The sequence below is a fragment of the Halegenticoccus tardaugens genome, from assembly GCF_004116405.1.
GTDB classification, from domain to species: domain Archaea; phylum Halobacteriota; class Halobacteria; order Halobacteriales; family Haloferacaceae; genus Halegenticoccus; species Halegenticoccus tardaugens.
The window spans coordinates 94,957-120,368 of sequence record NZ_SDIC01000010.1; the positions used below are offsets into that span (position 1 = coordinate 94,957).

The 25,412-nt window shown below is 66.9% G+C and carries 19 protein-coding genes and 1 tRNA gene; 9 read left to right on the forward strand and 11 right to left on the reverse strand.

Annotated features, from left to right (window positions below):
- Positions 1–80: 80 nt before the first annotated feature.
- From C3L37_RS21865 to C3L37_RS21875, 3 genes are read left to right on the forward strand one after another with little or no spacing between them, the layout of a single operon-like run.
- The gene (locus C3L37_RS21865) at positions 81–1,094 is read left to right on the forward strand and encodes a GNAT family N-acetyltransferase (RefSeq protein ID WP_129116667.1); all 1,014 of its coding nucleotides are present in this window, start codon (positions 81–83) and stop codon (positions 1,092–1,094) included.
- The gene (locus C3L37_RS21870) at positions 1,094–2,728 is read left to right on the forward strand and encodes an alkaline phosphatase family protein (protein WP_129116668.1); all 1,635 of its coding nucleotides are present in this window, start codon (positions 1,094–1,096) and stop codon (positions 2,726–2,728) included. The genes C3L37_RS21865 and C3L37_RS21870 overlap by 1 nt, the downstream gene beginning before the upstream one ends.
- Positions 2,728–4,251 (forward strand): flippase, encoded by a 1,524-nt coding sequence (locus C3L37_RS21875; RefSeq protein WP_129116669.1) that lies wholly within the window; start codon positions 2,728–2,730, stop codon positions 4,249–4,251. The genes C3L37_RS21870 and C3L37_RS21875 overlap by 1 nt, the downstream gene beginning before the upstream one ends.
- Before the next feature lie 80 nt (positions 4,252–4,331).
- Here the strand turns inward: C3L37_RS21875 and C3L37_RS21880 are convergent, their stop codons facing one another.
- Both C3L37_RS21880 and C3L37_RS21885 read right to left on the reverse strand, forming a co-directional pair.
- Positions 4,332–5,336 carry a glycosyltransferase family 2 protein gene (locus C3L37_RS21880; protein ID WP_129116670.1) on the reverse strand — a complete coding sequence of 335 codons (1,005 nt, stop codon included), beginning with the start codon at positions 5,334–5,336 and terminating at the stop codon, positions 4,332–4,334.
- A 2-nt stretch (positions 5,337–5,338) separates the two neighbouring features.
- Positions 5,339–6,436: a hypothetical protein gene (locus C3L37_RS21885; protein WP_129116671.1), complete on the reverse strand. Its 1,098-nt coding sequence runs from the start codon at positions 6,434–6,436 to the stop codon at positions 5,339–5,341.
- Positions 6,437–6,647: 211 nt separating this feature from the next.
- On the opposite strand from C3L37_RS21885, the gene C3L37_RS21890 reads away from it, so the two are divergent.
- Positions 6,648–7,574 (forward strand): glycosyltransferase, encoded by a 927-nt coding sequence (locus tag C3L37_RS21890; protein ID WP_129116672.1) that lies wholly within the window; start codon positions 6,648–6,650, stop codon positions 7,572–7,574.
- 463 nt (positions 7,575–8,037) lie between these two features.
- Here the strand turns inward: C3L37_RS21890 and C3L37_RS21895 are convergent.
- Positions 8,038–8,120 (reverse strand) — tRNA-OTHER (locus tag C3L37_RS21895).
- A gap of 172 nt (positions 8,121–8,292) precedes the next feature.
- Here C3L37_RS21895 and C3L37_RS21900 point away from each other — a divergent pair.
- A complete protein-coding gene (locus C3L37_RS21900) occupies positions 8,293–10,140 on the forward strand; it encodes an asparagine synthase-related protein (protein WP_129116673.1) in 1,848 nt (615 codons plus the stop codon).
- Positions 10,141–10,194: 54 nt separating this feature from the next.
- On the opposite strand, the gene C3L37_RS25600 is transcribed toward C3L37_RS21900, so the two are convergent.
- The 5 genes from C3L37_RS25600 to C3L37_RS21925 form a co-directional block, all read right to left on the reverse strand.
- Entirely contained in the window at positions 10,195–11,034 is an 840-nt protein-coding gene (locus C3L37_RS25600) for an LpxD N-terminal domain-containing protein (RefSeq protein ID WP_164974840.1), read from the reverse strand.
- A 54-nt stretch (positions 11,035–11,088) separates the two neighbouring features.
- A complete protein-coding gene (locus C3L37_RS21910) occupies positions 11,089–12,039 on the reverse strand; it encodes a formyltransferase family protein (protein WP_129116675.1) in 951 nt (316 codons plus the stop codon).
- Positions 12,036–13,829 (reverse strand): asparagine synthase-related protein, encoded by a 1,794-nt coding sequence (locus tag C3L37_RS21915; RefSeq protein WP_129116676.1) that lies wholly within the window; start codon positions 13,827–13,829, stop codon positions 12,036–12,038. Before C3L37_RS21915 ends, C3L37_RS21910 begins: the two co-directional genes overlap by 4 nt.
- Positions 13,830–13,866: 37 nt before the next feature.
- The gene (locus C3L37_RS21920) at positions 13,867–15,069 is read right to left on the reverse strand and encodes a DegT/DnrJ/EryC1/StrS family aminotransferase (protein WP_129116677.1); all 1,203 of its coding nucleotides are present in this window, start codon (positions 15,067–15,069) and stop codon (positions 13,867–13,869) included.
- A gap of 82 nt (positions 15,070–15,151) precedes the next feature.
- On the reverse strand, positions 15,152–16,744 hold the full coding sequence (locus tag C3L37_RS21925; RefSeq protein WP_129116678.1) for an alkaline phosphatase family protein: 1,593 nt from the start codon (positions 16,742–16,744) through the stop codon (positions 15,152–15,154).
- 240 nt (positions 16,745–16,984) lie between these two features.
- Between C3L37_RS21925 and C3L37_RS21930 the strand changes: the two genes are divergently transcribed.
- From C3L37_RS21930 to C3L37_RS21935, 3 genes are all read left to right on the forward strand, one after another.
- A complete protein-coding gene (locus C3L37_RS21930) occupies positions 16,985–18,106 on the forward strand; it encodes a GNAT family N-acetyltransferase (RefSeq protein ID WP_164974841.1) in 1,122 nt (373 codons plus the stop codon).
- 47 nt (positions 18,107–18,153) lie between these two features.
- Positions 18,154–18,324, forward strand: coding sequence for a hypothetical protein (locus C3L37_RS24590; protein WP_164974842.1), 171 nt, complete (start codon positions 18,154–18,156; stop codon positions 18,322–18,324).
- Positions 18,325–18,569: 245 nt separating this feature from the next.
- Positions 18,570–19,976: an ATP-binding protein gene (locus tag C3L37_RS21935; protein WP_129116680.1), complete on the forward strand. Its 1,407-nt coding sequence runs from the start codon at positions 18,570–18,572 to the stop codon at positions 19,974–19,976.
- A 16-nt stretch (positions 19,977–19,992) separates the two neighbouring features.
- Here the strand turns inward: C3L37_RS21935 and C3L37_RS21940 are convergent, their stop codons facing one another.
- Together C3L37_RS21940 and C3L37_RS21945 are read right to left on the reverse strand one after the other, a co-directional pair.
- Positions 19,993–21,819: a hypothetical protein gene (locus C3L37_RS21940; protein WP_129116681.1), complete on the reverse strand. Its 1,827-nt coding sequence runs from the start codon at positions 21,817–21,819 to the stop codon at positions 19,993–19,995.
- 74 nt (positions 21,820–21,893) lie between these two features.
- Positions 21,894–22,592 (reverse strand): hypothetical protein, encoded by a 699-nt coding sequence (locus tag C3L37_RS21945; RefSeq protein WP_129116682.1) that lies wholly within the window; start codon positions 22,590–22,592, stop codon positions 21,894–21,896.
- Between the two features lie 125 nt (positions 22,593–22,717).
- Between C3L37_RS21945 and C3L37_RS21950 the strand changes: the two genes are divergently transcribed.
- Positions 22,718–24,352: a right-handed parallel beta-helix repeat-containing protein gene (locus C3L37_RS21950; protein WP_129116683.1), complete on the forward strand. Its 1,635-nt coding sequence runs from the start codon at positions 22,718–22,720 to the stop codon at positions 24,350–24,352.
- 13 nt (positions 24,353–24,365) lie between these two features.
- On the opposite strand, the gene C3L37_RS21955 is transcribed toward C3L37_RS21950, so the two are convergent.
- The gene (locus C3L37_RS21955; RefSeq protein ID WP_129116684.1) at positions 24,366–25,412 is read right to left on the reverse strand and encodes a lipid II:glycine glycyltransferase FemX; all 1,047 of its coding nucleotides are present in this window, start codon (positions 25,410–25,412) and stop codon (positions 24,366–24,368) included.

The window sequence follows — 25,412 nt, forward strand, 5'->3', positions numbered from 1 at the left end:
CCTCATCCCGGTGCCGTCCCCGGGATTTCGGGGTAAGGGGCGGATAACAAAGTGGTGATCGCCTGTTGGGACGAGCGGAAATGAGAGTCGAGCAGCTTGACTTGAACGCGTGGGGAGACGCCTTGCCGTCGTCCGGGTTCGAGGTGTTTCACACGCCCGCGGCGCTCTCGGTCCTCGACGAGCACGCCTCCGGGCAACTTCGACTGTACGGCGGGTTCAAGGGGGAGCAGCCGATCGCGCTCCTCCCGGTCGTCCTCCGCCAACAGTCCGTGGGAACCGCGATGCTCTCGCCGCCGCCGGCGATGGGCGTCCCGCGCCTCGGGCCGGTCATCATGTCCCCCAGTCCAAAGCGCCGAAAGCAGGAGCGGGTCAACCGCGAGTTCACGAAGGAGGTGCTCGAAGAACTTGAGATCGACTCGTCGCTCAGCCTCCTCCGGATGGTGTGTAACACGGCGTACGATGACCCGCGGCCATACGTTTGGAACGATCTGAGCGTCGAACCGTTTTTCACCTACACCCTTCAGCTTGACGGTGCGAACCCCGACGACTTGCTGTCGTCGTTCAGCAAGAGTCTGCGCCGCGAAATCCGCGACGCGAAGGATATCGACGTCGTCGTCGAACGCGTCCCCCCGTTGGAAGGCGCGCGCCTCGTCTACGAGGACGCGAAGTCCAGGTACGAAGAGCAGGACGAGCAGTACCGGCTGTCGTGGCCGTATGTCCGCGACCTGGTCGGCGCGCTCGCCGACGAGCGCCGCTGCCGCGTCTACCTCGCGCGGACGCCCGACGGCGAGTACCTCAGCGGCATCACCGCCCTGTACTCGAACGACATGGCCTACTTCTGGCAGGGAGGGACCCGGGCGACGTACGACGGGACGAGCATCAACAGCCTGCTACACTGGCGGATCATCGAGGACATCATCGACGATCCACCGATCGACTCGGTCCACGCCTACGACCTCATGGGCGCGAACACGGAGCGGCTCTGCCGGTACAAAGCGAAGTTCGGGGCCGAGCTCGTCCCGTACTACCTGGTCGAGTCCACGGGTCGGAGCATGGACGTGGCGAAGCGGGCGTACAGCCTGATCAGCCACTGATGACCGACGAAACCCCCCGAACCGTCGTCCTCGGCTTCGATGCCCTCGCCTTTCGGTACCTCGATCGGTTCGCGGAGGTCACCCCGAACCTCCAGTCGCTCCGCGAGGACGGCGTCGAAGCGTCGCTCCGATCGACGTTCCCCCCGTGGACCGGCAGCGCCTGGCCGTCGATGTACACAGGCGTCGACCCGAGCCACCACGGCGTGTACAGCTTCTTCCAGTACGACCACTACCCCGACGAGGGGAGCGTGATCACCCGGAACGACGTCGACGCGCCCGCGCTCTGGAACTACCTGAACGCCGAGGACGTGAGCGTCGCCGTCATGAACGTCCCGGTGACGCACCCTGCGGAGCCGGTCTCTGGCGCGTTGATCCCCGGCTACCTCGCGACGGAAGATTCACCGGGCTACCCCGAGGCGGTCCGCGACGAGCTGTCCGAGGCCATCGGCGAACCGTACCGGATCTACTCCAGCGCCGAGACGTCCACGGACAAGGAGGAGAAGCTCGCGGGCTACCTCGACCTGCTCGACCTCCGTCGCCGCGCGGCGCTGTCGTTCCTCGACTCGACCGACTGGGAGTTCGCATTCGTCCAGGTCCAGAAGACGGACGCGGTGTTCCACAACTTCGACGACGACGCGGCGTTCCGCAAGGTGTACGCCACTGCCGACAGGCTCGTCGGCCATGTCCTCGACGCGGTGGAAGACGACGTCAACGTGGTTGTCTGTTCGGACCACGGGATCGGCCCGACCCGCGGGCACCGAATCTACGTCAACGAGGTTCTCAGGCGACACGGGTACATAGAGACTACGAGCGAGCGATCACACGATTCGCTGGACACAGTGAAGGCGGATCTCACGTCCGCTGAGACGTCCGACGGGACCGAGCCGACGGCGCTGTCGCGGGCGGTGACGAAGATGGGGCTCGCGCTCGACCGGCTCGGCGTCTCCCCGGCGGATGTGTACGCGGCGGCCCGCCGGGTCGGCGTCGGGGATCGACTTCTCGCGCTCGCGCCGTCGGAGCTGCGCGGCGCGACCGGCGAAAACGTCGACTGGCGCGCCTCGAAGGCGTACTGTCGGTCGAGTTCGCGCCTCGGAATTCGGATCAACCTCGAAGGGCGCGAGCCCGACGGGATCGTCCCCCAGTCGGAGTACGAAGCCGTGCGGGACGACATCGTCGATCTCCTCTCGGGGCTCCGCACGCCCGACGGGAAGCCGGCGTTCGAGTTCGTCAAACGCCGCGAGGAGGTGTACGATGGCCCGCATGCCGATCGCGCGGACGACGTGCTGTTTCTGCCCCGCGGGATGGACAACCAGATCGCGATCTCGCTGTACGGCCGCCGGTTCCTCTCGGTCGACACCTACGACCACAAGCGTGACGGCGTCTTCATCGGAACTGGCCCCGGTTTCGAGTCGGACGCCCCGGAGACGCTCTCGCTCACGGATGTCGCGCCGATCTGCATGGCGCTTCTTGGGAGGCCGGTGCCGACGCGAATGACGGGTCGGGTTCCCGGGGGGCTGCTCTCGGTTCCCGTCGACGAATGTGACTACCCCGACGTCGACTTCGGCACCGACGAGGTGGAACCGACGGACGACGAGGAGGTCACGGAACGACTCGAAGACCTTGGGTACCTATAATGGCAGACACCGGCGACGACCTCAAAGTGATCCTGTCGAGCGCCAGCCTCATCATCATCGGCGGGGTGATCAACTCCGGCGGGACGCTGGTCGAGCGCATCGTCATCGGGCGGCTGCTCTCGCCGGACAAGTACGGCGAGGTCGCCGTCGCCCTCGCGGTGCTGACGTTCGCGAGCACGTTCGCGCTCGTCGGGTTCTCGCAGGGGATCCCACGGTACCTCTCGCGGTACGACGAGCCCGCCGACAGGCGCGGGGTCTGGCTCGGCGGGCTCGTCTTCACGGGCGCGATAAGCCTTGCCGTTGGCGCGGCCGCCTTCCTGTCGGCGGGACGGATTGCCGCGGCCCTCTTTCACGAGCCGTCGGCGGCCGCGCTCGTCCGCGTGTTCGCGGTCGCGATCCCGTTCGTCGTCGGCCAGCAGATCGTCGTCAACACCATCCGCGGCTACGAGAACACGGTGTACCGGATCTACGTCCAGGACCTGTTCTACCCCGTGGGTCGGATCGCACTCATCGCCGCGCTGCTTTGGGCGGGGATGGGCGTGCTCGCGGCCGGCTACGCGTACCTGATCGCCGCGGCGCTGTCGTGTCTCTTCGGGCATTATCTCCTCCGGCGGCTGCTGCCGCTCAGGGGGCCACACCGGACGCACGTGCGCGAGATGCTCATGTTTTCCGCCCCGCTTATCGTGTCGACGATGATGTCGCTCCTGCTGACGAAGACGGATACCGTTATGGTGAGCTACTTCAAGTCGACCGCTGAGGCGGGGTTGTATGACGCATCGTACGCCATCGCCGCGGGGCTCCTCATCGTCCTTTCGGCGTTCGGCTTCATGTTCCTCCCGATCGCCTCGCGGCTCGACGCCGACGGGGAGCGCGAGGAGATAAACCGGATCTACCAGATAACCACGAAGTGGGTGTACGTTATCACGTTCCCGGGCTTTCTGGCGTTCCTCGTCTTCCCCGCCGACGTCATCCGAATCACCTACGGGGCACAGTACACGTCGGCCGCGCCGTCGCTCGCGATCCTCTCCGTTGGCTTCTTCCTGAGCGCGGCCGTCGGACGGAACCGCGAGGCGCTGTCGGCGATCGGCTACACGAACTTCATCCTCGTCGCCAACCTGACGGGGTTCGTCTTCAACTTCCTCCTGAACCTCGTGTTGATCCCCCGGTACAGCTTCATGGGCGCTGCGTTCACTTCGACGCTCTCGTCGTTCCTCATCCACGGGATCATAAACGGCGTCCTCTGGAAGTACTGCGACATCACGCCGATCTCGCAGGCGAACGTCCGAACGGCCGTGCTGCTTCCCGTCTGTTTGCTCCCGCCAGCGGCGGTCCTCGGGCAGTACGTCTCCCTATCCGCCGTGACGCTCCTCCCGTTCCTCGTCGTCGTCGGCCTCGCCGGCATCGGGGTTCTCATTGCCGGCGGCGCCCTCCAGCCAGAGGACAAAGTCATCGTCGAGGTGGTGGAAGAACGAATCGGGATCAAGATTCCGCTGGTGCGGCGGTACCTGCCGGCCGGCCAGTGACTGGGCCGCGATCGACGCCTTCGATCGCTGTCGATCGAGTCGTCCCTTCCGAACGTTCGGGACCGTAACGAACCGCGCGCTCAGTCGCGGTCGGGGAGGTCGTAGACGAGCACCTGCAGGTCCTCGTTCTCCTTCAGATCGAACACCATCGCGAGGAGCATGAAGAGCCATCCGAAGAGAAACAGCGTGAGCGACACGACCGCGTCGCCGTCGCGGCGGACGATCCGCCGGAACAGCGACGTCAGTCCGACCGACGCCGCGAACGCGCCGGCGTAGTAGAAGAACGGAAGTGGGTGGAAGTCGTCGGTCAGGTACTTCGCGCGGAGCCGCCAGAGGAAGTCGCGGAGGAGGAGCTTCGAGAGCCGCGGAACGAACGTCTTGTAGCGGATGTGGCTCGTCTCGTTCTTGTACACCGCCCGCCGGGAGACGTCCGCGACGCGCATCCCGTGCACGTTGAGTCGGACGAGGAGGTCGTTCGCGAAGCCGTAGTCCTCGTAGAGCGAGTCGAGGTCGATCTCCGCGAGCGCCTCCCGCGAGATCGCCGTCGAGCCGTTCTGCGGATCGGCAACCTTCCAGTAGCCGCTCGCGATCTTCGTCAGGAGCGACAGGACGAAGTTGCCGAACTGACGAAACGGCGGCATCGCGTCCCGGTCGCGGCCCCGGAGCCGATTGCCCTTCGCGTACTCGGCGCGGCCGTCGCAGACGGGAGTGATGATGCGCTCGACGATGTCCGGCTCCGTCTGTCCGTCGCCGCTTATGACCGTCGTGACCTCGACGCCGTCGGCCAGCGCACGTCGGTAGCCCGTCGTGATTGCGCCGCCGACGCCCCGGTTTCGCGGGTGGCGGATCGGGACAACGCGCCTGTCGAAGGTGGTGCCGCCGTCCGGGCGGGCGGCGCCGGCCTGCCACTCCTCGTTCGCGCGCTCCGCGTGTCGCTGGATCTCCTGCCACGTGCCGTCAGTCGAGCCGTCGTCGACCACGTACGCCCGGTCGACGAACGACGGGAGCGTGTCTATGACCTCGCCGATGAACCCCTCCTCGTTGTACGCGGGGATGACCGCCCCGACGGTTGCGCCCCGGTACATGATCAGAGCGGGGCCGGCTTCGTCGGCGTGCGCTTCGTGACGTTTTCCAGTCGATCGACCGCGGACGGGTCGGTGGCGACGTCGACGAGGAGATCCGTGAGATTGAGCCGATCGTCCATGTACGCCGCTCGCTTTTCGGCCCAGCGCTCGTGCGCTTCGTCGTCGCCGAGGAGTTCCTCGGATCGCTCGACGACGGCGTCGAAGTCGGTAATATTTTCGATGAGCCCCCAGCGTTCGAGCTCGGTGAATTCGCCAAACTCTTGGTCGATGAAGGCGCTCGACCTGATCGCGGGCGTCCCGACGAGCGATGCCTCCGTGACCATCGTGCCCGTGTCGGCGACGAGAAGCGACGCCTCCGCCAGCGCGTCGTGGATGAGCGCCGGCGGGAGGTCGTACGGTTCCGCGGGCAGGCCGTCGAAGCGCATTCTACCGCCCTCGTCGGAGACGAACACCCGTGCGTGCTCGCTCAGTCGCTCGATGAGCGCGCCGCGCTGTTCGGGCGAAAAGCCCGCTTTGCCGGCGTCGTGCACTGCGTCGAAGGCGTTGAACCGAAGTATCACGTACCGCTCGTCCGGCCCGACTCCGAGGTGCTCTCTGACCGTGGGATCCGGATCAAACACGTCAGGGTGGAGGTACGCGCACTCTTTTAGCCCCGCGAACGTGTAGTGGTTCGGCCCGAGATCTAGCCCGTACACGTCCGGCGTCAACACAAGGTCGGCGAACTTGCTCGACAGTGTCGGGAGCAGCTTGCCGGGCGCGGAGTCGCGGAGGAGGATCGTCCGCGCGCCGGTGGCGGTCCCCGCGTAGGCCGCGTAGGCCCCGCAGCCGAATACGACGTCGGGGTCGAAGCTGCGGGCCTCGACGGGGACCTTGACGAGGTGCCAGGCGAGCTCGCGGCCGAAATCCAGCCGCGAGTACGCCGCCGCGTCGTGTCGACCGTACAGCCCGTGAGGGAGGTCATAATACTCGAGCAGCGGCACCGTGCAGGTGTAATCGCGGGCGAGGACGTGGACGGTGTGGCCGCGGTTTTCGAGTTCCCGCACGACGTTCTTGTAGACGTGGACGTGCGCCGGCGTGTTCGTGAATATCAGGTACCGCATTCCATCCGAGGGTTCCGGACAGCCGGCCTTTGTTATGCCGTCGCTACCTGACGGACGCGCGGCGTGCCGGTGCGAGCGGCGGCGACGACCGGCGCGGAGAGCGACACCGGCGGCGGCCGTGATCGCCGGACGAGAGTCGATTTCAGGGGGAGGATAACAAAGACCGCTCGCCAACAAACCGCCGACACCGCTCGCACGCGCGGCCGTGATCATGCACGTTCTCAACCTCACCACGAACGCGGAGGCACGTTTTTACAAGCTACAGGTCCGCGCCCTAGAGTCGCGCGGCGTCACCTGCACCACGCTGTCTGTCCCGGGCTCGCACCTGGACGGCGCAACCCGCTCGCCGTCCGACTACCTTCGCTTCTTTCCGAAGGTGCTCGGTCGGGCCGGCGGACCGTACGACATCGTCCACGCCAACTACGGCCTGACCGCGCCGATGGCGCTCGCCCAGCCGACTCGCCCGATCGTGCTCACGCTCTGGGGGTCGGACCTCCACGGGCGGTACGGCACGCTGAGCAAGGCCTGCGCGCGCTTTTTCGATGACGTGATCGTGATGTCCGAGAAAATGCGCGACGAACTCGACCGCGAGTGCACCGTCATCCCCCACGGCGTCGATCTGGAGCTGTTTCGACCGATCCCCCGCGAGGAGGCCCGCGCGGAGGTCGGCTGGGACGACGACGCGTACCACGTGCTCTTCCCATACGACACGGAACGCCCTGTCAAGGATTACCCGCGGGCCGAGCGCGTCGTCGATGCGGTCGACCGCAAACTCGAAGAACAGGTTGAGCTACACACGATAAGCGGCCTTCCGCACGCGCGGATGCCCGTCTACCTGAACGCTTCGGACAGCCTGCTTTTGACTTCAAAGAGCGAGGGATCGCCCAACGTGGTGAAGGAGGCGCTGGCGTGCGACGTTCCGATCGTTTCGACTGACGTCGGCGATGTCCGAGAGCGGCTGGCGGGCGTCGACGGGACGGCAGTCTGCCGGAGCGACGACGAGCTGATCTCGAACCTCGCGACGATACTCCGACGAAACGGCCGGTCCGACGGGCGCGACGTGGCGCGCGAGCTGAGCGTCGACGGGATGGCGGACCGCATCTGCGCCGTGTACGAACGGGCCCTCGCGCGGAATTGAGTCTTTACAGAGGTTCGAGGAGAAAGCCCACGACTGTCGTCGTGGGATGAATCCGACATTGTTAGGTTCTATGCCAGACAGTCACATGGGACGGGAGGGATGGGTAGAACCGACCCGACCCGACCCGAACGCCTCTGGAGACTGGGACCGCGTTGCCGCCTGTTGTGGTGACAGTCCTGTCGTGGAATGAGCAAGCCCACGACTATAGTCGTGGGAGACTATCACCGAAATAGAGGTGGTTCACCCCGAACCAACGTCCTCAGAATCACGGTGCGATTCTGAGGGGCTGCGAAAATTGCAGAGCGATTTTCGCACACTTGCGGAGACGACGCTCGCTGTGGGACCCGATTCGGTTCCTGCAAAGCACGTCTTGCAAACAGCAAGCCCCCGCCCTGCTCGGCCTTGCGGCCTCGCTGAGGGCGGGTAGTTCACTTTGCAAAACGCGAAGGCGGGAAAAACAGAACGGAAGGGGCGGGATTCGAACCACGCGAAGCCTCTCGGCCCCCATCGGAAGATGATGGTGCTCTGCCGCTGAGCGACCCTTCCACGTCGACCGCATTCTCCGCTTTGACCCATTCACGCATTGTTATGTCCCGATTTCGATTCAGTAGCCAGAGCAAACTGTCCGGTAGGCGCGGCTGAACGCGCGCTCGAAAAGTCAGGAGAGCGTGGCTGAACGAGCTGATTAACTTTACTACCAGGTAGCAAAGCGGTCCCTATGCCAGGCTTGAGTATCGTCCGCGGGGGCGACGACGTTGCGACGGGTACGATCGACGACGCGCTCGACGCCGTCACGTTCCTCGACGGATACCGCGTCGACGAACACGTTCGCGACGCGGGAACGATGGTCGCGCACACGGGGTACGACGCGTACCCGGTGCGGGCCGTCGAGGGTGAGGGGTGGACGGCGGTGCTCGAAGGGTACGTACACGACACCGCGGATCCGGAGCGGGAGGTCCGGAGCGTCGTCCGGTGGCTCCGCGCGGGCGACACGGAGAAACTGCGATCGTGGCTCAGGGAGGGCGACAAGGAGTTCCTCCTCGCGGTCGCCGATCACGATGCCGGCGAGGTGACCGTCCTCACGGACGTGCTGGGCAGGTTTCCGACGTACAGCGTCACGATCGACGGGACGACGGTCGTCTCCCGTGAGCTGAAGTTCGTCCGTCGGATGGTCGACGCGCTGGGCGATCCCGTTTCGCTCGACCGCCTCGCGGTCGCCCAGCAGCTCCTCTTCGGGTACACGCTCGGTACGCGAACGCCGTTCGAAGGGGTCGAACAGCTCCCGCCGGGCGCGCGGATCGACGTCGAGGACGGCATCGAGGTTGACCGTGTCTATCGACACGACTTCGAGGGGCACGAGCACGCGGACAGATCGTCCGCGGAGAACGCGGAGGCGCTCGCGTCCCGCTTTCTCGATGCGTGTCGCCGACGCTCGAACGTCGCGGGGCAGAACGTCGTCTCGCTGAGCGGCGGACTCGACTCGCGCGCGGTCGCGGCGGGGTTCGCGCGCACGGACCTCCCGGCGGTCGCCGCAACCTTCCAGCGGGTGAGTAACCCCGAGCCGGTGAACACCGGTGAGGTGAGTTCCACGCCGGCAATCGCCGGCGAGATGGGCAGTGACGAGTCGGCTTTCGCCGACGAAATGAGCGACGACGCCGAGATCGCGGAGGAGGTTGCGGCGAAGCTCGGGATTCCGTGGACGCTGTATCAGGTGTCCGACTCGGCGCGAGTCCGCTCACAGCTTCTCGACATGAAGCAAGGGACGAACTACCTCGAAATGGCGTTCATCCTCGAGTTCTTCGAACGCCTCCAGGCGGACCATGGGTCGCTCACGTACCTGACCGGCGATGGCGGTGATAAGGTGTTGGCCGACCTCACAGCGGGGCGGCCAGTCGGCACGGACGGGACGCTCGCCCACCACCTCGTCGAGACGAACTCGATCTTCCCGCCGGAGGAGGCGGCTCGCATCGCCGGGATCGACACTCAACGCCTGCTCGGATCGGTCCGCGAGCGCGTCCGCTCGTACCCCGAGAGCGACCATGACGCGAAACACGTCCACTTTCTGATCCGCGAGCGCGGGATGAACTGGCTCACCCACGGCGAGGACAGGAACCGCTACTACTTCCCCAGCCTCTCGCCGTTCTACGCGTGGCCGGTGTTCGAGTACGCGATGAACTGCCCGCCGGAGCAAAAACAGCGCCGGGGGCTGTACCGCGAGTTCCTCTCGATGCTGTCGCCCGAGATCGCCGACGTCGAGTACGCGAACTTCGGCGCGTCGCTCTCCTCTCTGGAGTACCGGGTGAAACACCGACTCTACGACGAGCTGACGCGGTTCCCGTCGCTGAAGCGCCTCGTCGTGTCACAGGTGCGGCGAAAGCAGAAGGGCCGGCGCGAGGAGCTTCGCGACCCCGAGCCCGTTCGGGCGCTCCTCGCCGCCGACGGCGACAGCGGGCTGAACCCCCGCGGCGTCGAGTCCGTCCTCGAGCGCGAGTCGTCGTACAGCGACGCCGAGCTCGCGCGGCTGCACACCGTCGTCGCGCTCGCGACGGGCGAAACCGCGTACTGAGGGGCGACAAAAACGGAACGAAGAACGAAGAACGAAGGAAAGACGACGGAACGCTCAGCGCAGTTCAGTGATCGGGCGGGCGGGCGTGCCGACGACGGTCGTCTCCGGCGGCACGTTGTCGAGGACCGTCGAGCCGATCCCGAGCTCCGCGCCGTCGCCGACCGAGAGGTGGCCGGCGACGGAGACGTGCGGGTGGACGATGACGCCGTCGCCGATCATCGTGCTCCCCGAGACGCCGGCCCCGTAGGCCATCGAGACATTCCGGCCGATTTTCACCTGGTGGGCGACGTGTACCCCGCCGCTGAGGACGGACCCCGCGCCGACGACCGTCTCGCCGAACACCGCGCGGTCGACAGCGCAGTTCGCCCCGATCTCAACCCCGTCTTCGATGACGACCGCGCCGTCGTGGATCTGTCGGAGCGGCCGGTCGCGCTCGTCGCGGGCGAAGCCGAACCCCGCCTCGCCGAGAACGGTCCCCGCGTGGATCCGACAGTCGTCGCCGATTCTGACGGCGTCGCCGACGAAGACGTGCGCGCCGATCACGCAGCGGTTGCCGATCGCCGCGCCCTCCTCGACGACGGCGGTGGGGTGGATCGATGTCTCCTCGACCGGCTCGACGAAGAACTCCCGCGCGACCTTCACGAACGCGAGTTTCGGATCCGCCGTCCGGACGAGCGGCCGGTCGGAGATCGTCGGTGTCGTCTCCGGGCAGATGACGAGACCCGCGTCTGACGCCTCGATTCGTGCCGGATCGTCCGAAACCGAGAAGGCGAGGTCGGTCCGGGTCGCCTCGTCGAGGGCGTCGACGCCCGTGAGCCACACGTCGGATCCGCTCCGTCCGGCGAGCGTCCGTCCGAGGAACCACGCCACGTGAGCGGCTCGAAGCTCAGGCATACCGTCGAGGTGGCTTCCCACGCCCATTGTTATGCGCGCGTTGCGTCCCGCCCGTCACCTTGCGGGACCCGTCCGGCGGTCCGTCCGGGGATCCGCCCGCGCGCTCGTCCCTCCGCCGTCGGAAGAGAGCGCCTGAAGCGCGTTGACTACCTCGGTATAGACGTACCCCACTTTCACAGGCGTCGTCACGTCGGACGCGTAGTACAGGTCGCCGAGTTCGTCCTCGGAGAACGCTCGGGGGGAGAACTCCGGATCGTTGAGCCGGCGGATTCCGATTGCCAGGAGCGGAATCGACGTCTCCAACAGTCGTCGCCTGAGCTCTCCGAGGCTCATGACGCCCTCGAAATCGGTTCGACGGATCGCGACAATCTCGCCGGCGTCGATCTCCTCTGAGAGGATTTGGAGCGTGACGCCACCCTCGGACTCGCCGTTGAGGAACTCCCAGAAGCCGAACCCGATCCCCCGGTACTCGCGGACGTCTCCGTGGTGAAAGCTGAGTATGCCGCGGTCGGGCGCGTCGAGGACCCGACCCGCGAGAAGACCCATCCCGTACTGAACAGCGACGTCGGCCTCCAAGACGACCCCGTCGACGACGTCGTCCGGGAGTTCGACGCCCGGTCCGTCGGGGATAGTCGACGTTCGGACGACCGTCGTCGGCGCGTACGGCTGCGCGAGGACGTCGACGCGCTCGATGTCGGGGTCGCGGCGGGCGTGGAGCCACGCGAGCGGCCCGCGACCGGACGGGCCGTCCGTCGGCGGCGCGTCGTCCTCGCCCGCGAGGACGATCGAGACGAGTTCGGCCTCCGTCTCGACGACCATCTCGACGAGCGCTCGGTGGAACTGCATCGGCACCCACCGGCTCCCGAGGAGGAGACAGACGTCGCGGACCGGTGACTGCTCCGTTCCGCCGTCGGTCGACCGGCGTGACGCCGTCCCCGACGGCGTCAGCCGGGCGTCCATGTTCAGGATCGTTGCGAGCCGTGAGATGAGTGCCTTGCCGTTCATGATCGTGTAGGTACCTTGCCGTTCGTGATCGGCCTTCCCGATCTGTCGAGGTGTTCCTGCGTCCACCGCTCGACCGACGTGATCGCGGCGATCGGTTTGATGTGGTTGTCCTTGCCGTCGAGGTGCGCAGAGCGAAGCGCCGCGATCGCGTCGGCGTCGAAGTGCGGCCGCGACGCCGCCGAGTCGAGCAGGTCGTCGAGGTACGATCGGAGCGTCGGGTCCGTCCGGTACCAGTGGGCGTACAGCTTTGGGCCGCGCAGGCGCTTTCGCAGGCGCTTTTTCGCCAGCCCGACGGTGTGGAGCCACTGCGGCGCAGAGGGCGCGAGGCCCGTCCGCTGGTACGGGATCTCGTCGAGGCCGTGGTTCATCATCCGCGTCAGTTCGAGCTTCAGGCTCGTCGTGGCGATGGAGACGCGGCCGCCGGTGTGCGGCACCGTCCGCTTGTGGTACCGCGGGGGACGGTCCGCGGCGACGTTCAGGAAGTCGCTGGCGGCGAAGGGCACCCGGGTTCCGACCTGACTCCGCGGGACGCGGCTGCTCCGGAAGTGGCCGTACGCGGCCCGGTGCCAGACGACGTCCCGGAAGACAGACTCCGCGTCTGGGTGATCGTTCGCCGTCACCTCTTGACGGAGCGAGTCGACCGGATCGACGTCCCCGTCGACGAGCGCCGCCGCATCCCTCGGATCCACGACGGCGTAGCGGCTAGCGAGCGCGTCGGTGAGCGATCCGTTCCGAACGAGCTGGCGCTGGTAGTCCCAGATGTCGTCGCCAAAGTAGAGTTCCTGCGGGGCAGCCTCGAACACCACGTCTGCGGCGGCGGCCAGCCGCCCGTCGAGCATGTGAGTCGTGTTGATGAGGTACGACCAGGCGACCATCCCATCCGTCAGCCGGATCGCCCGGTCAAGCACGTCTGCGAAGGCGTCCGGCGGCCCGAGTTCGATGCGGTCGTTCTCCACCCCGAGAGCCGCCGCGACGCGGCGCGCCGGCTCCGACTCGTCCTCATCGGGGATCTCGTACGTCATGGTGTGGAACGCGTCGAGCTCCTCGCGAAGGGCGGAGGCCATCATCCGGCTATCGAGCCCACCTGAGAGCCAGACGCCGGTCGTCCCCTCGACGGTGCCGACGACGTCGCGCACGGACGCGCGGTACTCCCGCAGCAGCGTTCGCGGGTAGTCGACATCGACGCTCCTGCCGAAGCTCGGTCGCCAGTACCGATCGACGGTCGTCTCGCCGTCCGCGTGCGTCAGCACCCGCGCGGGGCGAAGTTCAGACACCCCGTCGAGCAGCGTGCTCTCGCCCCACGTGTGCCCGAAGAGGACCATATCGGAAATCGCCTGCAGGTCCAGCGTCGGGTCGTCCAGCGTGGGCGCGAGCGCCGACACTTCAGAGGCGAACAGGAAGTCGTTGCTCTCGCGGTAGTAACATGGGCGGCTCCCGAGTTTGTCAGTCGAGAGCACAAGCCGATCGTCCGCGTCGGCGCAAGCGAGGGTGAACAGCCCGTCCGTCGCGGCCAACGTTTCGGTCGGGCGATCGAGCACCGCTCGGAAGAACTCGCCGGGGTTTGACGTCGACGGCGGTGCCTTCGAAACGACTCCGTGGAGGACGCCGGCGATGCCGTCCCCCTCGTACCACAGGTCGCTCGACGCGTCCTTCTCGCCGTGGTGGATCACGCCGAGGGCGGCATCTCCGGTCGACACCCGATCGCACTCGTACCACGATTCGTGCGTCAGCGACTCCGACAGCGCGCGCACGTCGCCGCCGTCCGGTGCGCTTCCAACGATTCCAGGCATTCGTGTCGTCGGAGTCGACGCGCGTCGGTATTGTTATTCAGCCCCTTCCGCGGAGCGTCTCCTGCACCGCTTCGACCATTCGAGGGAGGGCGGGAAACGGAAGCTGCTGGTGTGTCGGCAGCACGACGAGCGACTGTCGGAGCGCGGTCGCGCCCGGATCCGCCGGTTGCGGAACGTCGGCTCCGAGCGCCCAGCCGAGCATTTCGGCGGGCAGACCGCGATCGCGCAGCGCGGCCCAGAGGGCGGGCGCGGAGACCCCGTCGACGGGGCGGACGCCGACCCCGTACGGACAGCCGCCGTCCGCGACCGGCGGGGTGACGACGGCGAGCCCAGAGAGCGCGTCGAGACGTGCGCGGAGGTTGCGGTAGCGCTCCCGCCGGGCCGCGGCTATCTCCGCCGGTCGGGAACGGACGAGTCCGATCCGCGACACCCAACCGGGACGACGCGGGGGGACGCGGTGATCGTGTGCGGTCCCCGGCGCGCCATCTCCGGCGAACACGCCGGCTCCGGCGCTCAAGAGCGGACCGTCTGTCAACCGTCGCAACGCGGTCGAGCGCCGCATCGATTCCTCCACGAACCTGAGACGCGGGATCGACGGTATCGCCGAACTGAGCCGCTCGTGCGCCGCGACAGCAAACGATCGGGCGAGCGCGCGTCCTTCGCGCGCCTCGTCGTCGGGCGAGGGAAGCCTCGTACCCGGCGCGACGACGAGCCCGCCGTTCGGCACCGGGAGCGTCTTCCGGAGGCTGAACATGGCGACGTCGCCGACCGACCCCAGCGGCGTCCCGTCCTCGCGGCGGCTGAACAGCCCCCGGGCGCAATCTTCGACGAAGACGGCGTCGACCGCCTCGGCTTCCGCGGCGAGTTCGTCGAGACCGTTCGTCTCGAAGCCGAGGTAGTGGATGAGCTGCACCACGTCCGGCTCGCGGTCGCGGATCAGATCGACGACGTCGCCGGTCGGTACCGTCAGATCCTCCCGCACGGGGAAGTACTCGACCTGCAAGTCGAACTCGCGGTCGAGCACGCCGACGACCGAGGGGGGCGTGTACGCCGGCACCAGCGCGGTTCCGCCGTCGACACCGTGGCGAGAGAGCGCCGCAGCCAGTCCCGTTCGCGCGTGCGTGTACAAACCAAAGTCGCCCGACGGGATCCAGCGACCGTCCGCCAACCACTCGGGGATACCGACGTCCCGCGAACCGAGCCACGCCGGGTTAAAGTGCGGCGAGTGGTGGACGTACATCAGCGATCACCGCGCCGACCAGTGCGCTCAGAATCCAGTGCAACTCCCACGACGAGCGCGTCCGTCGTGGCGGCGGACTGGATCATTCCATGTAGCCGAGTCCGCGGAGTCGATCTTCGACGCCGTTGAAGTCGTCCTCGGTCGAGTCGTCGCCCGCGGACTGTCGGTAGGCGGTCGATCTGATCTCGGCCGACGCCAGCGCCGAGTTCGGGTCGAACATCTCGGTCAGGACGCGGCCGTCCGCGTCCTCGGGGATCGGCTCGCCCGCCGCGTGCAACAACGTCGGCGCCACGTCGACGACGGTCGCCCCTTCCACTTCGACGCCCGCGGCGACGTCGGGCCCCCACGCGAGGAAGATCCCATCGGGGCGGTGAGACGCCTCTAGGACCGCCGATGGGACGCAGACGCGATCGGTCAGGGCTCCCTTGATCTCGTACCCAGGCGTCGGTTCGACGACGAGGTCCGGCGCGCGCTCGTCGGTCGGGTACGCCTCGGACCCGTCGACCACCTCGAACACCTGGTCGCCCGTCTCGGGGTCCGTGTACTCTTCGAACAGCCGCGTGAGGCGTTTCTTGAGTGCCGGAATCCGATCGGGATCGACCGCGCCGTTTTCGAATCGTTCGACGTCGTTTACGTACACCAGCCCCTCGCCGTGAACGAATGCCGCGGTCTGCGAGAAGTTGACGTCATAGAGCGCGTGGTTGCCGGGAACGTGCTCCGCAACCGAGTCGACGACCGAGCGCGGGAGCCGCTTTGCCACTGCGTCGAGGTCGAGGTCGAATCGACCGAGCACGCGTTCGAACCGCGCTTTCGTCAGTCCGACGCGGCCGAGGACGCTCCGCGCGCCGCCGGTGGCGGCGGATTTGCGGACGAGAAAGCCGTGCTCTTCGAGGAGCGTGTTCGCGCTGGCATGCTTTTCGATCGGGCCGAACCCGTGGTCGGAGACGACGTACAGCGTCGCCCCGTGCTCCTCCACGTACCGCATCACGTCGCCGAGGATCGTGTCAAGCAGCCGGTAGTGCGCGCGGAGCTGCGACTTCTCCCAGATGAGGTGCTGAAGCCGGTCCGGCGCGGTGAACACGAAGAAGAACAGCCGCCACTCCTCCTCGCGCATGAGAAGCGAGAGCAACCGCCTGCGCTTTTCCACCACGGCGTCGAGCGCGTCCAGAAACTCCCCCTTCCGATCGTGGTACTGTTCGTAAAACAGGCCGACGGTATAGTCGGGGATCTCCTCGACGATCGTCTCGCGGAGCGACGGCGGGTACGTGAACCGATCGTTGAGCTCCGGCGTGAGCATCCCGGTCACCATCGTACCGTCGAGTTCCGTCGCCGGGTAGGTCATCGGGACGTTGCCCACCACCGCCGGGGTGAGCATCTCCCACAGCGACGGTCGGCTCACGTCGTCGCCCGTGTACATCTCGCGCCGGTGGTCGGCGGTGAGGCGCTGGAAACCGTAGACGCCGTGTTTGTCGGGCCACACGCCCGTGGCGATCGACGGCCACGCGAGTGGTGTGGACGCCGGTCGCGTGCTCCGCAGGGGGCCGGCGGCCCCTTCCCCGAACAATCGATTGAAATTGGGAAGCGAGCCGTCCGCGGCCCACTCTCGAAGCATCTCCCACGGGACGCCGTCGAGGCCCAGCACGAATGCACGGTCGGAAGTAGAGGTCGACTGCATGCTGTCATCGGAGACGAGGGGAATCGGCGGCTTTGTTATGCGCCGCTTTCGCCGCCGGGCCGCCTCGCGAACGAAGGAGAGCTGGCGGTCGTCGCGGTCGCGGCGTCCGATCGGTGTCGACTGATGCTATCGCTCGATCGCTCCTAAGATGTAGCTCGTTAGCAATGCGAGATTAACAAAGTACGTTCGTCCTGTCTTTCAGCATATCGAGTCATCCAACGAGGGATGACGGTCACACCTATGAGCAAGACGAGCACGCCCGACGGGGTCGCGGAATCGACGAGCGAAGAGTACAGGATACGGGAGTTCCGGCGGGGCGACGAGGCCGGATTTCTGTCGCTGTTCGGGGCGGTTTTCGGCGACGCGAGCGCGAACTGGTTCGAGTGGAAGTACGTCGACAACCCCTACGTCGACCACGTCCCGATCTGCGTCGCAGCGGCCGGGGACGAGATCGTCGGGGCGAACCCGTTTTTCGCGCTCGAACTCGCGTACCGCGGGAAACGTCTCCTCGCGCTCCAGCCGGTGGACGCCATGGTCCACCCCGACCACCGACAAAACGGGCTCCTGACGCGCATGACCGAGCACGCGATCGAGCGGTACGCGGCGGGCGACCCGGCGCTGTTTTTCAATTTCCCCAACGAGCACGCGAAGCGGGCGTTCGCGAAGCTCGGGTGGGAGACGGTCGGCGAGTTGGCCGCGTACTATCGCGTTCAGAACCCGGCGGGGTTGCTCGACGCGGGGCGCGAGGACGCCGTCGGACGCGTCGCGAGGGAACTCGGGACGATCGCGGCGCGGGGCTATCTCGGCGCTCGGGACCGCCTTTCCGCGGCTCCGAGCGGCGGCTTGACCGTCAATCGTCACCCGCGAATTCCCGTCTCCGAGTTCGCCGAGCTGTCCCGAGCGAACGCGCCGGGGGGGCTTCACGCGGTGCGCGACGAGACGTACTACCGGTGGCGGTTCGGCAACCCCGAGTGGGAGTACGACGCGTACACGGCGAGACGCGGGGGATCGCCGATCGCGGGGATCGTCGCGGGAACGCGGCGCGACGACGGCGCGACGGTGACGAAGCTAACCGACGTCGCGCCGCTCCCGAAACGGCGAGCGCACGCGGAGGCGTTCTCGCACCTCCTGTCTCGGATCGTCGAAGACCACGCAGACGCGGACCTGATCGCGGCGGCGGACGGGACGCTCCCGCACGACCTGCTGCGACGACATGGGTTCCACCCTAACGACGCGTTTCCGCTGTCGCGGGTCGCGGGTCGGACGACCCTCGTCGCCCGTTCGCTCTCGGACGATCTCACCTTCGACCCCGCGGAGCGGTTCAACTGGCAGCTCTCGTTCGGCGAACAGGACACGTGTTGAACGATGGCGGGACGATCCGCGCCCACCGACGAGCGAGGTGACTCGCGATGAGCGGCCGTCTCACCCTCAGCCTCGAGATCGAACTCGGCTGGGGGTGCCACGATCTGGGGACGCTCGACCGGCTCAGTCGCGACGGCTACGAGGAGACGCGAACCCTCGAGTGGTTGTTGGCGCGCTGCGACGAACTGGAGATCCCGAGCACGAGTAGGGAGGGGTAGTTCACGCGCCCGATCGGGTCGTTCCTCGAAACGCTCGCCGAGCGGCGGGATCGAGGCGACGTGGAGGTTTTGACGATGAGGGCGCTCAACGAGGCGGTCAGGCGGGAGAACGCGCCGAAACCGAGCGAGCCGAAGCAGCTAGCGGGCCGGTGAACGACCGCGACTCCGGCGTCCGAGAGCGGTAGCGGCACCGGGGTGCACACCGCAGGCGTTAAGTCATTATCTGGGTAATGGTTATCCCGATAATGACCTTCTACGATCGGGAGGCGGAGCTCGGGGGCCTCAGGGAGGCGTTCGACGCCGACGGGCACGACTTCTTCGTCGTGTACGGTCGCCGGCGGGTCGGAAAGACGGAGCTGCTCAAGGAATTCTGCCGGGACGAGCCCCACGTGTACTACCTCGCCGCCCAGGAGTCGGAAACGCGGCAGCTCGAAAAGTTCGTCGAGGGGGTGGCGAACCACTTCGGGGACCGCACCCCCCGGATCGGCGGCTGGGACGAGGCGTTCGAGTACCTCGGGGAGAAGGTCGAAACCGGGCGGGTCGTGATCGCGATCGACGAGTTCCCGTACCTCGTCGACGCGAACGAGTCGATCCTGTCGTACCTTCAGGCGTTCGTGGACGAGCGCCTCGCCGGAACCGACTCGATGCTCGTCCTGTGCGGGTCGAGCGTCGGCGTCATGGAGTCCGAGGTCCTGGGCCACCGAAGCCCCCTGTACGGGCGGCGGACCGGGCAGATAGACCTCGAACCGTTCTCGTTCGCCGAGGCGCGGGCCGTGATCCGGTACGACGTCGCCGAAGCCGTCCGATCGTACGCGATCACCGGCGGGACGCCGATGTACCTCACCCTGTTCGATTACGGGGACACGCTGGCCGAGAACGTGCTCGAACGGGTGCTCTCGCCGACTGCCGTCCTCTACAGCGAACCGGAGTTCCTGCTCCGCACCGAACTGCGGAACCCCGCGCGGTACATGAGCATCCTCGAAGCGATCGCGACCGGCCACACCACGCCGAACGAGATCGCGGGCGCGACCGGGGTCGACTCCGGCCCGCTCTCGAAGTACCTCCAGACGCTCCGTCGCCTCCGACTCGTCGGGCGCGAGGTCCCCGTCACCGCCTCGGCGAAGAAGTCGAAGCGGTCGGTGTACGAAGTCGCGGACGAGTTCCTCCGCTTTTGGTTCCGGTACGTCGAACCGAACCGCTCCGGAATCGCGGAAGCGCCGGCGAGGGTTTTCGAGGACACCATCGAGCCCGACCTGCCGAACCACGTCTCTGCGACCTTCGAGACGATCTGTCGGGAGGCCGTGTGGGCCGGCGTGCGGAGCGGCGACGTCGAACGCTACGCGTCGGTCGGTCGGTGGTGGTACGGCGAGGACGAGATAGACCTAGTCGCGCTATCCCCGAAAAACGACCGCATCCTGTTCGGCGAGTGCAAGTGGACGGCCGAACCGGTCGGACGCTCTCTCGCGGATGATCTCAGGGACAAAGCGGATCGGGTTCGGTGGGGACCGGCGGATCGGGACGAACGTTTCGTTCTCTTTTCGAAGAGCGGGTTCACCGACGGGCTCGCGGCCGACGTCGGCGACGACTGGCGGCTGTTCGACCTCGACGACGTTGAACAGATGCTGGGAGCGGAACCGTCGAAAAGCAGCTGAAAGAAAAATTACGCCGTCACCTGTTGCGTTCTGCGTCGACCCGGTAGAGCGAGAATTCATCGTTCGATTGGACTTTGTTCAGTCGGCGCTGCTCGTCGAGCGACTGGAACCCGGAGACGGAGTAGGACCTCTCCTTGTACAGAGTTGCCTCGCGCTGCACGTCAGATTCCGCGACGACGAAGTAGCGGTCCGAGTCGTACTGCGAGGCGACTGAGTGGTTCGAGAAGTTCTCTGGCGTGACGATGTCCGTGCTCGGCGACGGACCGGCCAGCGTCCGATCCGAGTTGAAGCCGTACGTCGCGTCGGCGTAGCGGTCCGCGGCGCCAGAGACACCTGCGAAGCCGGTGTCACCGGCGCGATGATCGAAGGCGGTCTGATAGCCGGCCATCTCCTGCTCGGAGACGTGCTGCGTCGTCTTGTAGATGTACGGCGAGGGGAAGACGATCACGAGCGAAAGCGCGAGCAGACAGACGAGAACGACGACCGCGACGGTGTTCGCCGCGCCGGAGGAGGTGAGCCTCCTGAGACCGCCGAGGAGCCACCAGAAACCGATCACCCCGAGGATCGTCGCGAGCACGGACAGAAAGCCGAGCTGACGGAAGGCGAGCGTCGGTGAGCCGGCGTAGTAGGCGACGAACAGGGCCGATAGCGGTACGAACGACAGGCCGAGGTACGTGACCAGCGCGCGGGTTTCGGTCGAGTCGTCGGCGGAGCCGAACCAGGCCCACAGAACGGCGAGGGCGGCGAGCGCGAAGTACAGCGCGCCGACGAGAAACAGCTTCGAGAACAGTACCTCAATGCCGCCACCGAGTTCCGTGAGCGAGACGCCCCGCTGGCTGACCTGCGTCCCGGATCCGCCCCCCGGGATGAAGACGTCGGCGAGGACGCCGACGACGGCTCGCTGGAAGCGCTCGCGGGAGACCATCCACGCGGCGAGGAACGATCCGAGTGCGAACGTTTGTGCGCCCATGGGTGGATGCGAGCCGATGGTCGAGTCGGCGTTTCGCAGGCGAGCGACGATCTGAACGATCCAGACGGTCCCGAACACCATGAACAGATTCAGCGCCTGCATCGGGTGAAACAGGACGAGCGCGCCCGCCGTGACGAAAAGCAGCGCGCCGTACGACGAGAACAGCGACCGCGACGCGGCGTCGGCCCGACTGAGATACAGGATCAGGGCGAAGATCGGAACCGCGGAGACGAAGATTGCCTGCGTGCTCGGGTGCGGAGTCATGTGGACCGCCACGTGGTTCACCGGCAGGAGCAGCCACGCCGAGACGGCCGCGAGTACGAACGCACGGTCGTCGCCCGCGAGTTCCCGGACGACGAGCGGAATCAAAAGGAGGAAGACCGCGATCGCGCAGACGACGACGAGTAGCAAGGTTCGGTTGAGCGGGCTCCCAGTGACGATGCTGAGGGCGGTGGCCGCCGTGTGAATGCTCGGATAGAAGAGGCTCGCCGGGTCGACGACGTTGTCGACGACCGACCGCGCCCATCCGAGGTGGCTGAGCGAGTCGCCGACGCCGACGTACCAGTAGCCGCGCAGGAGCGGCAGCGCGACGACGGTGATGATGCCGCCGCCGCCGAGGAACAACGCCGCTCGACGGACCGGTCCGGGCGGCGAGAGGAACGTGCAGATCAATGCGACGACCATCGCGATGCCGACGCCAACCCACACGAACATCGGCGTGCCGGCGTAGATCGACAGTTCGTACCCGGTCGCGGGTGCACCGCGTGCCAACAGGATCGCGCCGGTGAGCGCGAAGAAACCGATCGCCAGCGCGCCTGCGAGCGTTAGTTCGACCGCGTCCGACGGGCGCTGTCTCGCTCGGGAAACACTCATCGATCCGGTGGTCGCCTCCTCGTCCTATTGTTATGCGCCACTTTCCCTGGGGGCTACATGCCGCCTTCCCGGGATCACGCGCTCCCCTCTTCAAGGAACTCCGAGGCGAGAAACTCGCGGGTCGCATCGAAGCGCTGGCCTTCCTGTTGGCGCAGCCGCGTCTCGAACGAGGCGTCCGTCTCGCCCCACAGTCCCGGGTGCGTCAGGATCTGGGCCTGCGACGGGATCCCGTCCGCGAAGGGGTGTTCGGTCCGCCACCGCTGACCGGAGTCGCCCAGATACTCGATCTCGCTGAAAAAGCGCGGCTCGTACGCGCTCGTGACGCCCTCGAACGAGCGGTCGAGCGTCCAGCTCGGCGGGATGTGAAACGAGATCGCACTGCCCATCGACTCGGTGACGGTGTCGAGCACGGACTGTTCCTCGCGGATCCGCCGGCGAAGCTCCACGTCGGCGGGTTCGCCGTCCCAGTACTGGTGCGTACTGAAGTGGAGCGCGACGGTGTGACCGAGCGATTCGATCTCGGCGAGACAGTCGCGGATCTCGCCGAAGTGGACGTTGTAGAAGGGACTCGTGACGAGGACGAAGTACGTCGCGGTCACGTCCCGCTCCGCCTCGATCTCCGCCATCCGGCGCGCCTTCTCCGGCGACCAATCGACGTCGTGGCGCAAGATTACTTCGCCATCCAAGAGCGAGCGCTCGTAGCCGGTGAACGACCGGTCGGCGGCCGTGAGCGAGTCAAGGAGCGCGCCGTACCGTTCGAATGTAAACTCCATTGTGGAAGAGTCGGCGGTCGGATGACTTTGGAATGCGGTGGTTAACGCCTCGAGGCGATCGAAAGCGGCAGATTTCGGCCCGTAAGAGTCGCATAACAAACCGGTCGACGGACCGACAGTGGGCCGTGTCGGGGGAGACGTCGAACGGCTCTCCGGAGCGTCGAAGGCCGCCGTCCACGAGGAGATCGTACCTGAAAGCGGTCGGCGCGGCGCTTGCGAGCGCCGCGCTGGCCGGCTGTGGCGGCTCCCCGAGCCCGACGGATCCGTCCGATCTGCCGGGGAGTCGGCAGAAGGGAGAGATCCCCCACGCCGACGACTACGACGCCGTCGTCGACGTCGCAGAGGCGGGGGTCGACGCGACCGGTCGGCGGCCGATCAACCGAACGCTGAACGCGCTCGTCGACGACGACACTCTGCTGTATTTTTCCGAGGGAGCGTACCTGATCGATGCCCCGTGGGTGCTGCGCGGCCGGAACGTGGGGATGGTCGGCGACGGCGCGACCCTCCGGATGCCGCCCGGGACCGTCGGGCTCTGGATCGCCGCCGACGGCGTCAGCTCGTTTCGGTTCGATGGGTTCGCCCTCGACAACACGCCCCCGCGCACGGCGGGCCGGGTGCAGGTCGTCTGCGACGGCGGGTGGAACGTCGTCCGGGACGTAGTCGTCGCGGGACGACAGGACGTCGCCGAGGTCACCACGCGCGCGTTCTCGCTCAAGGTGAGCGGAGCGGGGACGCACCTGTCCCTTTCGAACGTCGATATGTCCGCTGGCGCGGTGAACGGAACCGCCGTGTTCGTCAACCCGACGTCGAATCCTGGTTCGCTCGCCTTCCGTGACTGTCGGGTCGTCGACTGGGGGAACCAGGGATTGTACGCCTCCGCGCACGGCGGGCCGCTCCGGATCGTCGGCGGCGAGTACGCGAACAACGGCCTCTCGCAGATCCGCGTCGGCGGCGGCGACGCGGACACGCGCGCGATTGTCCGCGACGCGACCGTCCGGGTGGACGACCCCCGTCCCGGGACGGCGAACATGCGAGGTATCTGGCTGAAGGAGGGCGACGGCACGCTCGTCGAAAACTGCGACGTCCGGATCACAGATCTCACGGGGACGACGAGTTCCGGTGGGATCGTCGTCGGGGGCGAACACGGACGCACGACGGTCCGCGACACGACGGTTCGGATCGACGCGCCAACGTACGGGGTCAAGGTGCGTCGGCCGAAGGCGGGCGACTTCTATGCGCCTAGCCTCACGCGCCGGCCGGGGGCGTGGGACGTGACGCTCGAAGACGTGCGGGTTGTCGGCGACGCCACCGGAAGCGCCGCAATCGAACTCATCGGACGGGGAGAGAGCGCGTTCCGGAACGTGGAGATCCGCCAGCGCGGGCGCGACCGCGACGGAATCGCGGTGAGCGACTCGCTGGAGACGACGGTGACGGGCCTCGCCGCCGAGACGGGTCGGTACCCCCTCCTCGTCGGCGTGCGGTCGAGACAAGATGCGTGCGCCGTCACCCTCAAAGCGGTGGAGAAGCTCTCGACGGATCACGAGGTGCGGGAGCTGCGGCCCTTTCTCCCGGGCGCATCCCCACCGTTCTGTCTGGACAGCGATCTCCTCGGCGACTGGGACGGGGCGGCGGCGCTCGCGATAACCGGGGTGACCGAGTACGGCCTCGAAGGCGAGGTCGTCTACGAGGATCCGAGAGACGCGGAGCCGACGCGGGGCAGGGCCGCCGCGAACGGGGAACGTGGCGGGCCGGAATCATAGCCGACGGACGCGATCACCGGAGGAACCGCTTGTACACTTCCGCGACCATCCGCATCCCGACCGAGCGACGGCCGAGGCTGTAGTACTGCGCCACCGTGGGCGAGAACTTCGCCTTGTAGCTGCAGAGGCGCTCGTTGTTCGCGCCGACAAGGTTGTAGCAGTCGTAGCCGGCGTCCATCGCGTCGGTCATGATCCGCCAATCGATCAGGTCGTTGACGGGAACGTCGCTGTCGGTCTTCGCGCCGCCCTGCCAGCGGTGGACCGTGTCACCGTACGCAAGCGTCACCATGCCGCCGACGAACTCACCGTCGACGCGGCAGACGTACGGTCGGACCTGTCCGTCGGGCAACCGCTCGTAGAGGTCGACGACGAACGCCGGCGTGACCGAGTACGACTCGCCCTGCTCCTCGTGACGATTTCGGACCTGCGCGATGATGCGCTCGATGCCGCGCGGGCCCACCTCCTCGATCTCGTAGCGGTCCTCGTCGGTTCGGATGTTCCGGCGGGCGTCGCTCGAAAAGGACGCGAGCAGTTCCTCCCTGGTCGGCGTCAGGTCGACGTGGTAGGTGTACCGCGGCGTGAGTTCGAATCCGTTCCACTTGAACGGGCGGGGATCGGTGTACGTGCACGCGCTTCTGACATTCGTGTACGCTGGATCGTACGCGTCGTCGAGCCACTCCAGCGCTGCGCCGATGAACCGGCGGTGGCGCTTCTCCTGGCGGCGCTGTTTGAGCCCCTCGAAGTTGAGCAGCGCGGGGCCGAGGTATGAAACCCACAGGTTCGGTGGCGGCGAGAACGCGGCGTTCACCCGCGCCTTCGACCGGGTAAAGAGTGGAAAGATGCCGACGGATTCCTGCCCCTTGAATCCGACGAGCGGGTGGAGCATCGTCCCGGAGTGGTCCGCCTGGACGCGCAGCGCTTCGAGCTGGTGGTACACCGTTCCGTGCGGCGACCGCTCCACGTTCTTGTCCCACGATTCGAGTTGCTCGTCGGTCGCGGGACCGACTCGGATGCCATGCCTCTCGACCGTCTCGTGCGAAAGTCGCTCCTTTTGTGCCAT